Here is a 15,287-nt window from a genome sequence, read left to right on the forward strand (position 1 = left end):
CTCAAAAAAAAACTTTGCGATCTCTGCGTAAAAGCTCCGCGTACTTTGCGTTAAAAAAACAGAATCAAAAAAGCCTCAAATCCTAAAGAATCTGAGGCTTTTATAGATTTCAAAGTAACTTATAACGTTAAACCTGAAACTTGAAACAAATATTTAGTCATTCTGATTTTTCATTCCAAATAAATCTCCTTTTTGGAACATTTTTAAATCATCCTGCAAAAATTGATAATTTCTTTGAGTTACTGCTGGTGCATCTAAATCACTCAAATCTGGTTTTCCTGCATTTACCCACGCTGTATACCAAAAACTAGCCGTTGCAGAAATCGCTTTTCTCATTTGGCTTTCTACCATTCCGTTCAACTGTTCGTGCAGTTTTTTAGCATATTCATCAGAGAAAACAGCTGTATTGTATTTCGTTTTCAACACGTTCCCTTCCGCATCCATCTTAAATACTTTGTCTTGCGGAGTTGCAACTCTCAGTTTTTTATCGATATCCAATAAAGGCTGTGCTAAGCTATGAGTATCATTAATTAAATCCCAAATTGCTTTGTGAACATCTGGATAATACTGCGCCTCAGGAACATTTAATTTGTAGTTTTTAACAAATAACTCTGGCAATCTGCTTTCCCAAAGAGAATGAATTCCTTTTTGATCCGTCAATTGTCCATCGTGATTTGCAGAAGTATGCAATGGCATGTGCGCATCGCCAACATAATGACCTAAATCTGCTGCTAGAAATAAGATTTCAGCTTTATTTTTATCTTTAAAAGCTTTAGTCAATTTTGCCATCATGTCTTCCATGTACCAAGGCAAAATTCCATTAACACTTAAAAAATTAGCATCATATTTTTGTTTTGCTTCTTCTAAAGTTTTTGGATAACTGTCAGCAGGACCAAAGTTTTCCATATCGAAATAATGTCTTGGACCTTCTTCTTTATAATTTAAAGCATATTTACGGATATCTGGAACCGAAGCTTCTTGTGTAATAAAATCAATGTGATTGTAGAAAAATATCTGCAATTGTTTTGGTAAAGCCATTACAGCAGCTTTGTTAATACGTTCATGGCCAACATTTCCCCATGATAAAGTAATAAAGCCAATAATTAAAGCACCGAAAGCGATTAATTTTGGTCTCATTTGGATTTTTTTCATTTGTTTTTTTATTAGAGGGAGCAAATTTAGCTTTAATTAAAGAATACGCAAAAAATACGATCATTAAGATTCAACAATTTTAACTTTTATGATTTATGAGCCTAAAAATGAGAGAAGTTCATATTAACAATATTTTTCTTTGTAAGTTTGTTTCATTAACCAAAATCAATTTTATGCGCCAGATTACCTTAAATATTTTTCTATTAATTTCTGCTTTTTGCCTTGCACAAGAAACTGATTTAGAGCTAAAAAATGTTAGCGACACTATATTAAACCAAAAAAGAGCACTGAAAATTTCTGATCCGTTAAACGGTGAAAAAACAATGCAAAAACTGTTTCCTGGCAATTTATATCATCTTTCTGATAAAAATACTTTCATTAGCTGGAAATGTAAATCTTGCAAGCCTACACCTTTCCTTGATGTAAACGGCGTAGAAGGCGATCAAATGTTTCCTTACACTGAAGGCGTCGCTACAAGACTTTTGGCGAATATTGATTATACTGATTCAAAAGGAAACCAGTTTAAAATTTTAACTTTCAATCATTCTGTTCATGATGAAGATGGACTGCAGACAGGACGTTTTTCTGGCGGTTTATTAGGTATAGCGAAATTTGCAAAAAATGATAATGTCTGGGAAATGAGATCTTTTCAGCCTGCAGTTGCTGCATTTGGGGCATTTGCACAATGTCCAACCCCTAAATTGGTTGAAATTGGAGAAGATCAATATGCTTTATCGCTTGTTCATGCCAATGGTGGCGCAGGTGCTCCTTATAACGGATATTTTTATTTAATTGCCGGATTTGATGGAAAATATCAGCCTTTAATGGAAATTGATAATTATTCACTTACCAATAGCGCTAGTTCGGAATGGTCAAGTACTTATACAGTTATTACAGATAATGGTAAAAAGTTTTTCAGAGATTTTAAAATTGTCACAAAAGGTTCGTACAAAAAAGCAAAAGGCACGGAAGATGATTTCGAAGTTGATCTACCTGTCGAACTTGCAGAAATGGCAAAGACAAAGAAGCAGTTTAACTTTGTAATCGAGAGAAACTACTCTTTCAAAGGAAAATTCTACAAAATTATTGACAAACCAATTGTAAAATTCTCCAATGTAAAATAGTTTAACTTAAATAAAGTATTGATACTAAAGCCAAAACTGCTATAAAGATCCATAAAAAAACGCCTTGAAGCAAAGGTTTTACTCCTACCGCTTTTAAAGTGGCAAAGTTTAAAGTCGCACCAATTAAAAATAAAGTTATCGTTAAACCGATTTTTGCAATTCCTACAAGATGTGCTGTAAAAATAGTTGTTGACGGAATATAGGTATTGACCAACATGGCTATAACAAACAAGCCAATGAAATAAGGAATTTTTATTTTTGAGTTTTTGTTTTTAAAGAAAAAAGCAGTCAAAATAGAAATCGGAATAATCCATAAAGCTCTGGCTAATTTTACGGTTGTGGCCACTTGAAGCGCTTCTACACCATATTTATTTGCGGCGCCGACTACAGAACTTGTATCATGAATGGCGATTGCGCACCATAAGCCAAAATCTTTTTGAGATAAATCTAATTGATGTCCGATAAACGGAAAAACAAATAAAGCAATTGAATTCAATATGAAAATCACTCCTAAAGCAATTGAAGTTTGATTTTCGTTTGATTTGATTACAGGAGAAATAGCAGCAATGGCACTTCCTCCACAAATTGCTGTTCCGCAAGAGATTAAATGAGAAGTTTTTTTCTCTGTTTTAAGCCATTTCCCTAATAGAAATCCAAAGAGTAAAGTACTGAAAATAGAAAAAACCGTTAAAACAAACCCTTCTTTTCCCGCTGAAACTGCGCTATTCGCATTCATTCCGAATCCTAAACCGACTACTGAGAACTGCAATAAAAAAGTGATCGCTTTGTGATTGAATGCTACGAAAGGATTTCCGAACAAATTCACAATTAAAACGCCCAATAAAAGCGCAATTGGCGGAGAAATAATCGAAAATAAGCATAAAAATATCACAACAAGAAAAAGGACTTGTTGCAGTGATTGATTAATTTCAAATAATTGTGCTGATGTTTGTTCTTTTGTTTTCAAAATAAAGGTATTCATATTTACCCTGCAAAGTTCTGCTGTTTATTTCGAAATCACCAATCGTAAATTACAATTGACTATAACTTCAGGTTATAATGAGAAGCTAGATTTTGAATAAATAGTTCTGACAATGAATCTGATTTTCCTTGCAAAGTTATAATGTAAAAGTACCTTTCTATAGATAATTCTTCAACATCTAAAACAATTAATTCTTTGTTTGTCAATTCTTTACTTACAGCATGAATAGACATAAAAGCAAAACAATCAGAATTAAGCAAATACGATTTTATACTTTCTGTACTTCCTAATTGCATTTCGATTTGCAGATCGCTAAACTTTAATCCCGCTTTTTTTAAAGCAAATTCTATAACCTCAAGTGTTCCAGATCCGCGCTCTCGGGTAATGAATTTCATTGATTTTAAATCGTTTACTGAAATTTCATTTTGCTTTACTAACAGGTTTTTACTGCTGCAGACCAAAACCAATTCGTCTTTTAAAAACGGAATGTATTTTATGGATTGATTTTTAGATTGTCCTTCAACAATTCCGATTTCAATTTCTTTATTGATTAAGGCATTTTCGATTTGTTCGGTATTTCCATTCAGCAAATTGACTTTTATGTCTTTTTGTTTCTGATGAAAACTAGCCAAAACTGGAGAAATAATATACTGAGAAATGGTTGTACTTGCTCCCAAACGCAATAATCCTTGGCGTTCATTATTGAAGGAACTCATTTCAAAATCTATTTCGCGATATATATCGAAAATACTTTTAGTATACTTTAAGAGAATTTTACCCGCTGGAGTTAAAGCAATCTTAGAACCATTTCGTTCAAAAAGTTTGGTTTTATACTGTTCTTCTAATTCTTGAATATGTTTGGAAACCGCTGGCTGTGTGATGTACAATTCCGTTGCCGCTTTAGTAAAATTAAGGCGGAGCGCAACGGTGTAAAATACTTTTAGCCTGAAGTCCATATTATTTTTGTTTAAAGTTTGAAGTTTCAGGTTTCAGGTTATCCAAACTTTGTCACTTTGCCACTCTGAAACTTTGTCTCTCTATTTAAAGTAACCCATTATACTTCCTTATAAACCATTCTGCAGTCAATAAAGCAACAATCAAAATCAACAACCAAACCCAGTCAATAATTGGCGTTTTGCTCGAAATATTCTTTTCGATTGATTTGTATTCTTTGTTTTCTAAAAGCGTGTTAATCAAATGATCGGCTTGGTCTTCAAAGAAAGCTTTTCCTCCTGTTTGCTGTGCCAATTGATGTAGTTTGACAACATCTGGATTTACGAATTGTTTTTCGATATCAAAATCTAATATTTCAAAATGACTTGCGTATGAAGTATTTGAGTTTAACTCTTTTACTGTAAAGTTATATTTTCCTGCCGGAAGTCCTTCTAGATTTGCTGAGAAAGAATTGCTTCCCTTTAATAAATCGTAGTTTTTGGTTTGTTTCGTAGCTACATTAACAACGCTGATTGTTAATCTGGCTTTTTCGTCAAACTCATAATTTTTATTGAAATATTGTGCGTTGATTATAATCTCTTCTCCAGAATTGTAAAAACTTTCATGTGTTACAACCAAAGATTTTTTTGAAGCTGATGAGGCTAAGTATTGGATGATTTTATCAATGAAAACATCATATTTTTCAAAAGACTGATTGTCAACATGACTTTGCAAACGCCATTTCCAGCTGTTTTCTCCTAAAAGAAAAGCGGTTCTTTTTCCTTGATTTTCGGCGAAAGCCAATAAAGGCGCATTGGTAGAAACGTTTCTAATTTTTGAAGAAAGTAAAACAGATACATTTCCGTTGGCAGTAATATTCCCAAACGGATTTTGCAAAGGCGGGAAATTTTCAAAACCGATATTATCAATTGCAAACAAATTAAAAGCGGATTGGAATTCGCTAAGAAAATCTTCTCGCTGATTGCTCATTTTGAAAACCAGATTGTTTTGCTGCTGATTTAAAAAATTGAAGTCGGTGTTGTTTCCAGTTATAATAAAGGTGTTTGTTCCTTTTACTTTATTATTGTCAAAAATAGCTTTAAAAGCAGTTGTTGGCTGATACAAAACTAAAACTGAAACATCTTGTAAATCGTTAATTTGATTCGGTTTAACCAATATTACTTTACGCTGCGCATTAACTTCTATCGAACGTTTTAAAGCTGCAATATCTGGGTGATTTATAGCGGAAACAATTGCAATAGTTGATTTTTGATCTATGATTTCTACTGCAAAGTTTTTGATGTTATTATAGCTGTTTTTTTCTTTTGCAGAAGACTGAATGCTTGCTTTATAAATCTGTAATCCGACTTTATCTGCTGGCAGCAATAAATTTAATGAAGCTGTTTTTTTAGAAGGCGAAAAAGATAGTTTTTCTTTTGCCACAACGGTATTTCCTTGCGAAATAGTAAACTCTGCATTGGCAGTTTTGTCTCCTGCATATTGCAGAAAAACTTCAACTGGAAATTTATTTTTATGAAAAGCGTATTTGTTTACGTTTAACTGATTGATTTTTAAATCAAAAAAAGTAGTTGTATCTCCCACAACCAAAGGATAAACTTTATTGACAGGATCAAAACGATATACATAGTCGTTTCCTGTAGTTTGATTTCCGTCGGTAATAATAACCGTAGGGAAAATCAGGTTTTTATTGATGCTTTTTAGATTTTTGGCAACTTCATCTAAATTGGTCTGATTTCCTTTAAAATCAAATTGGTCTGAAGTTTTAAAATCATTGTCAAATTGATAGGTTTGAATATCAAATTTTTCTTTTAAAGCAGGATTCGAAACCAGTTTTTGGTACAATTCAACCGCTTTTTTATCTGATTTTAAGGCAACAATAGAACTCGAATTGTCAACTACAACCGCCAAAGGTGTTTTGGTAATTTCGAGCGAGTTTTTAGAAATAATCGGGTTGATCAATAGAACCAACAATCCGAAAATGGCTAAAAAACGTAAAAAAGCCAAAAGTATCATCACATTGGATTTACTTTTGGCTTTATAAAAATATTGAAAATACGACAAACCACCAGCAATTACTAAAGAAAGCAATAATAAAAGAATCGTGTTTGTAGTCATGTATATTTTAGTTTATTGTTTTGAGTTTATAGTTTTGAGTTGCTGAACAATAAACAAAAAACCATAAACAATTAACTTATTAAGTAAGCATTCCTCCGCAAACGTTAAGAACTTGCCCTGTAATGTAACCGCTCATGTCTGAAGCTAAGAAAAGACAAGCATTTGCAACGTCTTCTGGACTTCCTCCGCGTTTCAACGGAATACCTTCTCTCCATCCTTTTACTACATCTTCGCTTAATTTTGCAGTCATTTCAGTTTCGATAAAACCTGGAGCGATTGCGTTGCAACGAATGTTACGAGAACCTAATTCAAGAGCTACAGATTTTGTAAATCCGATTGCACCAGCTTTAGAAGCTGCATAATTGGTTTGACCAGCATTTCCTGAAACGCCAACAACAGAACTAATGTTGATGATTGATCCTGCTCTTTGTTTTAAGAAAGTTTTCTGAATCGCTTTTGTCATATTAAAAACCGATTTCAAGTTTACATCAATTACTTGGTCAAAATCTGCCTCAGACATACGCATTAACAAATTGTCTTTTGTAATTCCGGCATTGTTGATTAAGATGTCAACAGTTCCAAAATCTGCTAAAACAGCGTCAACAAAAGTTTGAGCTTCGTTAAAATCTGCTGCGTTAGATTGGTATCCTTTCGCTTTTACTCCTAAACTATTTAATTCTGCTTCTAAAGCTTCTGCAGATGCTGCAGATGAGCTGTATGTAAAAGCAACGTTTGCTCCATGTTTAGCAAAAACTTCTGCAATTCCTTTTCCAATTCCACGGCTTGCACCAGTAATAATTGCAACTTTTCCTTCTAGTAATTTCATATTAAGGTATTCGTTTTATTTTTTGAATTACAAATATAGATTATTTGAGCGTTTAATAAAATTTGTAATACAAAATTTGGTTTAGATTTTTCTATCCCTTAAAAAACAAAAAACAGCTCATTAAAAATGAGCTGTTTCCCCCAAAATAAAAAATAAAACTAAAAAACCTGAATGCGATTTTCGTTGCAAGATGAAATGAGCAATACAACGATTTATAGCCTTTTCACTTATTCGTCCTTTTCTTCTTCTTTATCTTCTCTAATCTTTTCCAGTACTATATATCCTATTGCAATTATGATGGACAAATAGAGATAATGTTTTAAATATCCATGGAAGTACTGATTTATAATAAGAAGACCAACTATCCAAAAGAAAATTACAATAAGCGACGGTGTTAATTTTTTTTTAATCATAATGCCTATAACTTTAGAAGTTGATTCAGAAATTATGCTGGATAAAAGCAACTCATTTCTGAGTTGCTGATTAATTGCATTAATTGATTATATATGCCGTCATTCTAAAACTACTAGAAGCACTTGTAAAAGTGTAAATTACATTGGTGTACTGAATTTTAAAGTTTTCTTTGTTGACATATAATCCTTTTGGATTTGTAAACTGATCATCAATTTCTTTTAAAAACGCCGGAGCAGCTATTCCACCTGCCCAAAAATCATGGGTGAGGATTATAGTTTTATTTACAGCATCTTCTGATGATTTTACAACATGATTAATAGCGGCTTTACCTCCATTGAAATTGTAACTAATATAAGTCTGATTTGCAGCTGTATTAAAATATAAATAGATACTTGCAATTGATTGGTTTGCTGGTAATGCAGCATTTGCTTTTGCTACTAAATATTTAAAATAATCGCTTGTTGTTGGAGCCGTAGATAAAAAGGCAGGTAAATAACCAAAGTATTTATAAGGATTTCCTTTTCCACTTAAAAACAATTTATAATCATCTGTAACTCTTGGCGGCGCATTTGTATATTTAACTGTTGCCGATACTCCATCTTTTCCTGTGGCAACAAAAGTATTTGCAGCACTATTATAAACAAAATCACTAAGTTTCTGCCCTTTCACTTCTAATGGAAGTTTTGAATAAGCTCCTAAAGGATTAAAGGAGAAGGCTAGATCATAACTTGTATTAACAGCGGGATCTAAAGAATAACCCGTTCCAAAACGCGCACTAGGATTATAACTAAAATCATAATTTTTAGTAGTTGTGCCATCATTTATTTCTAATAATCTAAATAATGGACTGTTCATGTCTCCAGTAATAGCTTTGATAATTGGAATATTGCCCGACAAATCTGCCCAATCTTTTGGCGTAGCTTTTACAAAACGAAGAAAGTGGCTATTTCTATTGGTTCTAAAAATAATGTCTCCATTTTTTTGTCCATAGTAGTAAAACTGGAAATCTCCTAAATATCCTTTTGCTAGAAGTCCTGCTGTTGGATAATTACTCGCATCAGACAAAAGATGGATTCTATTCTGAGTAGTAAAAACTAAACTCGGAGCACTTCCAACCTGCATTTCGTACTGACTTTGATATATTTTTGTGTCGATCTCACCGTCTTTACCTGTAAAGTCTGATGCCATGTCTACTTTTCCGCCTGGCAAAAATTTAAATAAATGTGTCCATCCTCCTAATTGTGTACTATCAGTATAATAAACAGCTTTCCAACCATCTGCAGACGAAAGCAACAAATCGTTTAATTCTTTTTGACGCCCGCTTAATCGATCAGTAGCATTTTGATCAAATTTTGCATCTATTTCAGGGCTTGAACATGATCCTAAAAGCAAGGCTGCAAAAGCGATCATTAAGCACTTATATATATATTTTACTTTCATAATATTGATTTTTATAAAAATTTATTGTCCTTAATTGTTTATTACAGCATCGGTATTTTTTTGAGCTTCGTCTCTTAATGCGTAAAAGTCTATATTGAAAGAATCTTTATAATATTTAACCACTAAAGCTTCTTTTGCTTTAATATTAGCTTTTGCATTAGCGTCTGTTACACTTGCTAAAATTGCATCATACTCTGCTTTTGAACTGGTTAAGATTGTTGCTGCTGTTTCTGCGAAATCTTCATATATATTTAATCTCGCATAACTAGTAATAAAACCAAGCGATCTAGAAGTCGAAATTGCTTCTACATACCAGCTAGTAGTATATCCAGATGGCGTTAATTTTGCCCAAGCTTGCTCGTCAAAAGGTTTGGTCTGGTTTAAAATGTGTACATATTCGTGCTGAATGGTGTGAATGAATTGCGTTACACTTGCTCTGCTCTTTTTGTTAAGGTTATCAACTTGAAAAAGAGATACTCTTTGGCCAGCTTCTGCAAGTCCAAGCGTTACCGTACCATTTGTATTTAAGTTTACTCCCCCAACAAGTACAAATTCTCTTGGGGCAATTTTTTTAACAAAATCTGCTCCTCCGATAGTGCTATAACTATCAATCCAGATTTTCTTTACCACTTCCATTGCTGGCTGTACTTTATCTCCTTTCGGAGGATATAAATATCTATTTTCGTCTACCAAATTCTGGTTCCATTCGTAATAAACATTGATATTGTATGGATTTAAGAAATTTGTTCCAATCCAATTGTCCAATTCTGTTTTTTCTGGTGTAGAAAAATCTAACTGGCTTTCTTTTGGTTGATCTTCATGTGCACATGACGCAAGCAATAAGGCGCCTGCAAGGACTACTATTTTATATGTTTTGAATATCTTCATAATACTTTCTAATTAAAAATTTACCTAGGATTTTTTTCAATACCATTATCTGAAGCTCTAAGCGGTATTTGTAATGCTCTTCTTTTATCGTCTTTTTCTAGAACATTATTTTTTACCACTTTTCCAAATTCAAGTGTATTATGTGTAACTACAAGATTAAATCTTTTAATATCAAACCATCTCAAGCCTTCACGGATAAAATCTCTTCTTCTTGCTTCTGCAATTGCTTTGATATACGATTTTTGAAGATCTGATAATTCATAAAATGGAGTGAACTCGTTTTCAACAACTGGGAATTTAGCTGTAATAATTGCTTCATTCAATATATCTGTTGTGGCATTGTATCCTGAAGTTCTAGTTCCTAAAAAGTATCCTAATTCTGTATTCACTTCAGCAATTCTATTTTTCATTACTAAGGCTTCAATACGATTCAAATACATTTCATCATTACTAAATAATACAGAACCAGTGTAAGGCTCACCTGTACGAGATGTCAAATTGGTGTATTTAAAATACTCATAAAGCTTCGGAACAAATACATTGACACCTCCAAAATATTGTCCATTTGGTCTAATTAAATGAGGTTTTGCCCATACGTTAGTTTGTGTTCCAAATATTTCATCAGATCTATTTCCAGGAAGTGCAAACCTGTATGCTGCAGATCTATTAGCAATTGAATTTGGATAAGCTACCAATAAATTTGTTTCTTGTTCAACTCTTGAATATTCAATTGGCATTTGAGCAAAAGCTACAGCATTAAAAGCAGTATAATTTCTGATTTTTGTCGGTTTAGAACCAAGTCCCTCAGAATATTCCAATACCTTATCCCAATCCCCTTTAATTAAGTAAAAACGACACGCAAATGCTTTAGCAGCTTCAACTGTAAAGTGATATTTTGGCTCTTTATATTCACTTGTAATGTATTTCATTCCTTCATTAATATCTTGCTCAATAAAGTCGAATACTTCTTTAACAGTGTTACGTTTATATTTTACCAATAGTTCCGTTTCTGGTTTAGTGATATAAGGAACTCCCAAATCTGTACCTGCGGTTGCTGGATTATAACGATTTGACCATAATGAAACTAGCATAAAATGATTATAAGCTCTTGCTATTAATGCTTCTCCTTTTTGCGGGTTCAAACTAGCTTGACCGCCTAATTTTTCAATAGCGTCTAAAGCCAGATTCGCCGCGGCAATTGATTCATATGATGCTATCCAGAATGCATTTTCGCTATCGGTTCCGATTTGGCTCTGCATTTCCCAGTTGTAACTCTCCTCATTAATGATACTCACAGATTGTTTTGATTCTGTATCATAGACATTATCCGACATTACTTCGGCAATCGGAAAATAGGATCTGTTCGGATAAGCAGTAACTAATAATTCTGATATTTTTTCTGGAGTATCTATCTGTGTTCTATTATCTGGCACTTCTGAAAGAAAATCATCACAACTGCTAATCGTAATCAGTAATAATAATGACAGTGCTATTTTTATATTTTTCATAATCAATTTAGTATTAGAATGAAATATTAATTGCAAAAGTATATTGTGCCGTAATTGGGAAAGCTACCCCTCCTGTGTTACGGAATTCAGGATCTTGTCCGTTTAATTTTTTATCTGAATAAATCAGCCAAGGATTAACCGCCGAACCTTTCAATGTGAAAGTTGATAATCCTAATTTTCTCTTATAATCACTTGGGAATTCCCAGCTTAAAGAGATGTTTTTTAAACGTACAAAGTCACCGCTTGCAATTCTAGCATCAGAGAAATTATAAGTATTATAAGCAATCTGTAAATCGCTTGCTCCATAATTTCTGTTCAATAATTTATCTGCAATAACCGGAACGTTGGTATAATTTTCGTCTCCTGGGCTAATCCATCTGTTTGCAAAGTCTTTTGTAAATACTGTTTGATCTGTATATTTGTTGCTATACACAGGGTTTAATCTAACTTTGTTTCCTCCAGATCCTACAACGAATACATACAATGACCAGCTTTTATAAGTAAATGTGTTAGCAAAACCAATAGATTTATTAGGCTCAACAGATCCCTCATATTTCAAATACTTGGTTACATCATTTGTATCTTGAAAATCTGCCTCTGTGATATTGTTCTCTGCTCCATCTTGTAAAATAAAAGTCGGAAGTCCTTCATTGTTCAAACCTGTAAATTGATAAGAATACAATGAGTTTCTAGGATGTCCTACAGTGTTTCCTCCATTTGTTGCAATCAAATCAAATACTGCTGGTTTATTAGCCAATTTTGTAATTTTTTGATCAAAAACAGAAAAGTTCACTGTAGTAGACCATTTAAAATCTTTTGAAACTATGTTTTGAGTAGTAAAACCAATTTCAAGACCTTTAGTTTCCATATCTGCATTGTTACCTTGTTTGATAGATTCTCCTCCAACTCCAGATGTAATTACATAATCGATCAAATCGAATGCTTTACGACGGTAAATATCTGTTGTAAACTGAACTCTATTTCTAAACATTCCAAGATCAACTCCAATATTGGTTTCATACTGTTTTTCCCATGTCAAATCTTTATTTTGCAAATCTTCTATACGAATTGCATTCTCTCTATCTCCAACTGCAAAACGGTCTGTGATGAAACTTTTAAAAATTGCCAATGAGTTTGTTGCTGGTCCAGCAGTAGCTGTTAAACCGTAAGATGCTCTAAGTGCCAATGTGTTAATAGGCTCAACATCTTTCATGAAACTTTCTTCTTTAACATTCCATTTACCACTCACCGTATATGTAGGCAACCATCTAGAAGAACCAGTATCTCCCTGTCTGTTAGATCCGTCATAACGGCCAGTAATAGAAGCTGTATAACGACGATCGTATGTATATCCAACTTTTCCAAAGAAACCAACAGTACGCTCTCTTTCTGCTCCAAACTCATAGTAAGAGTTTCCTTCATTCACCAATTTTTCAATCAATTTAGGATCAACAAAAGAAGTAAGACCTTTTTCGAATTGAATACCTGCAGCAGTAAAGTTGTCATTATTTCTATCTACAGATCTAAACTCTGTACCAAAAAATCCTTCTAATTCATGTTTTTCGTTAAAGGTATTTCTGTACGTAATACTGTTTCTAACATTGTAAGAAGTCATATCGTTAGTGAACTTTCTTAAAAATCCTCCATTTGGCAATACAGAAACTTTAGGTGCCGTTAAATCATTTGGATTTTGATATAAAAACACATTGTCTTTCTGAATTTGAGTATTTAAAGTTTCACCTACACCCGCATTATAAGCCCCTACTACATTTGAACCTTCGTAGATTTTATGCTCTCTTGAAGTATTAGCATAACGTGCTGAAGCCGTCAGGTTGTAACTTAAATTTTTATTGATTTTATAATCTAAATCAGCTTGAAAACGAATATCATTTACTTTTATATCTAAAGTATTATTTTCCAATTCGTTAAGAATATTCATTGGCGCCCAGTTATTTTGATAATATTCTAGGTTTCCGTTATCATCATAAGGTCTTAACGTTCTGCTTGTACTCAATACATAATTAAACGGGTTGATGTCAAAATCTCTGGTTACTTTACCAAACACAAGATCATTTTTACTATCGTAAGCACCAGGGGCATCTTGATCACGCATCGATCCTAAAGTTGATAAAGTGATATTTAATTTATCATTAATATAGAACGTTCCTTTAATGTTTGCTGATAACTGTTTCACATTATCTGCTACAGTCCATCCTGGATCTGTATAATATCCTAGAGAAGCATAAAAAGTGTTATTTTTTCCTCCTCCAGAAAAGCTTAAAGAGTGATTTTGAGTAATGGATGGTCGAAACAAAACTTTAAACCAATCGGTGTTAGCCAATTCATATTTTTGCAAAAATTGATTGATGTAAGGCTGTTCATTTCTAATTCCAAACTGGCCATTAGAAGTATCATACAAATTAATCTGTTTTGCCAAAATACCATATACACCACTAAATCTAGCTGTTAATGAAGAACTTTGATCCAAATAACCTTTGGTTCTCATTTCTTGAAAAACACTCATAGATTCTTGTGAATTCAAAATATCAAACTGCGTATAACTTGGTACGGTTCTAACTGTATTTTCTACCGAATAGTTTATTTTTAAAGGAGAATCTCTTCGTCCTTGTTTTGTTGTAACAACTACAACTCCATTTAACGATCTTGAACCATAGATTGAAGTAGCCGATGCATCTTTAAGAATTTCAATACTTTGAATATCATTTGCATTTAAACCTGCAACTGCAGAACTCAATAATGTTGCCGAGTTTCCAGAAGCTAAATCTGCAAATGTAACATTGATAATATCTTCTTGAACAACACCATCAATAACCCATAATGGCTTGGTATCGCCAAAGATAGAAGAAGAACCACGAACGGTAATTTTTGGAGTAGCACCAAAAGATCCTGTAACGTTTTGTACAGTAACTCCCGCCGCCTTTCCTTCAATCATTCTACTCACATCTACAACACCATCAACTTTTAATTCTGCACCAGAAATTTTACTGATAGCTCCAGTAAATGTTCTTTTTGAAGTTTTTTCGTAACCCGTTGTAACTACAACTTCTTTAAGGTTTTGTCCCGCTTCTGTTAAAACTACAGTCGGCGTAGGATTGTCAATTCCAATCTCTTTAGTTTCCATACCAACATAAGAAATAACCAAACGGTTTACGTTAGCAGGCATTTCGATAGAAAAGTTTCCATCAAAATCTGTCAATACAGCAGTTTTCGTTCCTTTTGCCATGACCGTAGCACCAGGAAGAGGCGCTCCAGATTGATCTGTAACTTTCCCTTTGATAATTGGGCCGAAAGTCAAAATTTCGAACAACGAATCATGATTATTAGCACTAGAAAAAGAAACTGCACTTTTTTGGAGCACAATTTGATTGCTTACTTCAGAGAAAGTAATATTAAAAGGAACCAATATTCTGCTCAAAATACTTGACAGAGTTTCTTGGGTTGCTTCTATACTAACCTTCTCTCCTAGTTGCGGAAGTCTTGAGTTATAAGAAAATTTTACATGAGCAGACTTTTCAATTTTTGATAAAGCATTGTCTAAAGTTAGGTTTTCGACTGTGATAGTTACTTTAGTATCTAATTTTTTCTGCCCATTTACATTATTTGCGAGAGTAACGCTTGAAAATACAAGCGCTAACACAAACTGAAACAGCGTTATTTTCATGATTTGGTGAAGTAATCGTTGCTTGACAACAGGTTTTTTCATAATTTTGGTTTGTTTTGATTAATACTATTCGAGTGTATTTTAAGAAACATCATAAATTACACTTTACAGAGCGTAATTTATTCAGATTTAAGTGTCGATAATGTTACAGCATTCTCGGCACTTTTTTTATGTATTCATTTTTCACATAGGCAGTTACAAA

General features: G+C 33.2%; 10 protein-coding genes. 1 reads left to right on the forward strand and 9 read right to left on the reverse strand.

Annotation, left to right across the window (positions count from 1 at the left end; all coding sequences use genetic code 11):
• Nucleotides 1-153 precede the first annotated feature (153 nt).
• Nucleotides 154-1,152 carry a zinc dependent phospholipase C family protein gene (locus Q9Q97_RS04820; protein ID WP_306155193.1) on the reverse strand — a complete coding sequence of 333 codons (999 nt, stop codon included), beginning with the start codon at nucleotides 1,150-1,152 and terminating at the stop codon, nucleotides 154-156.
• A gap of 107 nt (nucleotides 1,153-1,259) precedes the next feature.
• On the opposite strand from Q9Q97_RS04820, the gene Q9Q97_RS04825 reads away from it, so the two are divergent.
• Nucleotides 1,260-2,276: a hypothetical protein gene (locus Q9Q97_RS04825; RefSeq protein ID WP_306155194.1), complete on the forward strand. Its 1,017-nt coding sequence runs from the start codon at nucleotides 1,260-1,262 to the stop codon at nucleotides 2,274-2,276.
• Nucleotide 2,277: 1 nt separating this feature from the next.
• Here the strand turns inward: Q9Q97_RS04825 and Q9Q97_RS04830 are convergent, their stop codons facing one another.
• The 8 genes from Q9Q97_RS04830 to Q9Q97_RS04865 form a co-directional block, all read right to left on the reverse strand.
• Nucleotides 2,278-3,258 carry a YeiH family protein gene (locus tag Q9Q97_RS04830; RefSeq protein ID WP_306155195.1) on the reverse strand — a complete coding sequence of 327 codons (981 nt, stop codon included), beginning with the start codon at nucleotides 3,256-3,258 and terminating at the stop codon, nucleotides 2,278-2,280.
• Between the two features lie 59 nt (nucleotides 3,259-3,317).
• Nucleotides 3,318-4,214: a LysR family transcriptional regulator gene (locus tag Q9Q97_RS04835; RefSeq protein ID WP_306155196.1), complete on the reverse strand. Its 897-nt coding sequence runs from the start codon at nucleotides 4,212-4,214 to the stop codon at nucleotides 3,318-3,320.
• A gap of 85 nt (nucleotides 4,215-4,299) precedes the next feature.
• Nucleotides 4,300-6,327 (reverse strand): hypothetical protein, encoded by a 2,028-nt coding sequence (locus Q9Q97_RS04840; RefSeq protein WP_306155198.1) that lies wholly within the window; start codon nucleotides 6,325-6,327, stop codon nucleotides 4,300-4,302.
• A 79-nt stretch (nucleotides 6,328-6,406) separates the two neighbouring features.
• Nucleotides 6,407-7,153, reverse strand: a complete 747-nt coding sequence (gene fabG / locus Q9Q97_RS04845) for a 3-oxoacyl-[acyl-carrier-protein] reductase (protein WP_057119779.1) — start codon at nucleotides 7,151-7,153, stop codon at nucleotides 6,407-6,409.
• A gap of 492 nt (nucleotides 7,154-7,645) precedes the next feature.
• Nucleotides 7,646-9,007, reverse strand: coding sequence for a DUF4302 domain-containing protein (locus Q9Q97_RS04850; protein WP_306155202.1), 1,362 nt, complete (start codon nucleotides 9,005-9,007; stop codon nucleotides 7,646-7,648).
• Nucleotides 9,008-9,037: 30 nt separating this feature from the next.
• Entirely contained in the window at nucleotides 9,038-9,895 is an 858-nt protein-coding gene (locus Q9Q97_RS04855) for a putative zinc-binding metallopeptidase (RefSeq protein ID WP_306155204.1), read from the reverse strand.
• Nucleotides 9,896-9,915: 20 nt separating this feature from the next.
• Nucleotides 9,916-11,403 (reverse strand): RagB/SusD family nutrient uptake outer membrane protein, encoded by a 1,488-nt coding sequence (locus Q9Q97_RS04860; protein ID WP_306155206.1) that lies wholly within the window; start codon nucleotides 11,401-11,403, stop codon nucleotides 9,916-9,918.
• Between the two features lie 13 nt (nucleotides 11,404-11,416).
• On the reverse strand, nucleotides 11,417-15,127 hold the full coding sequence (locus tag Q9Q97_RS04865) for a SusC/RagA family TonB-linked outer membrane protein (protein WP_306155208.1): 3,711 nt from the start codon (nucleotides 15,125-15,127) through the stop codon (nucleotides 11,417-11,419).
• Between the last annotated feature and the right edge of the window lie 160 nt (nucleotides 15,128-15,287).

It is taken from the genome of Flavobacterium sp. DG2-3 (genome assembly GCF_030730925.1).
Taxonomy (GTDB): Bacteria; Bacteroidota; Bacteroidia; order Flavobacteriales; family Flavobacteriaceae; genus Flavobacterium.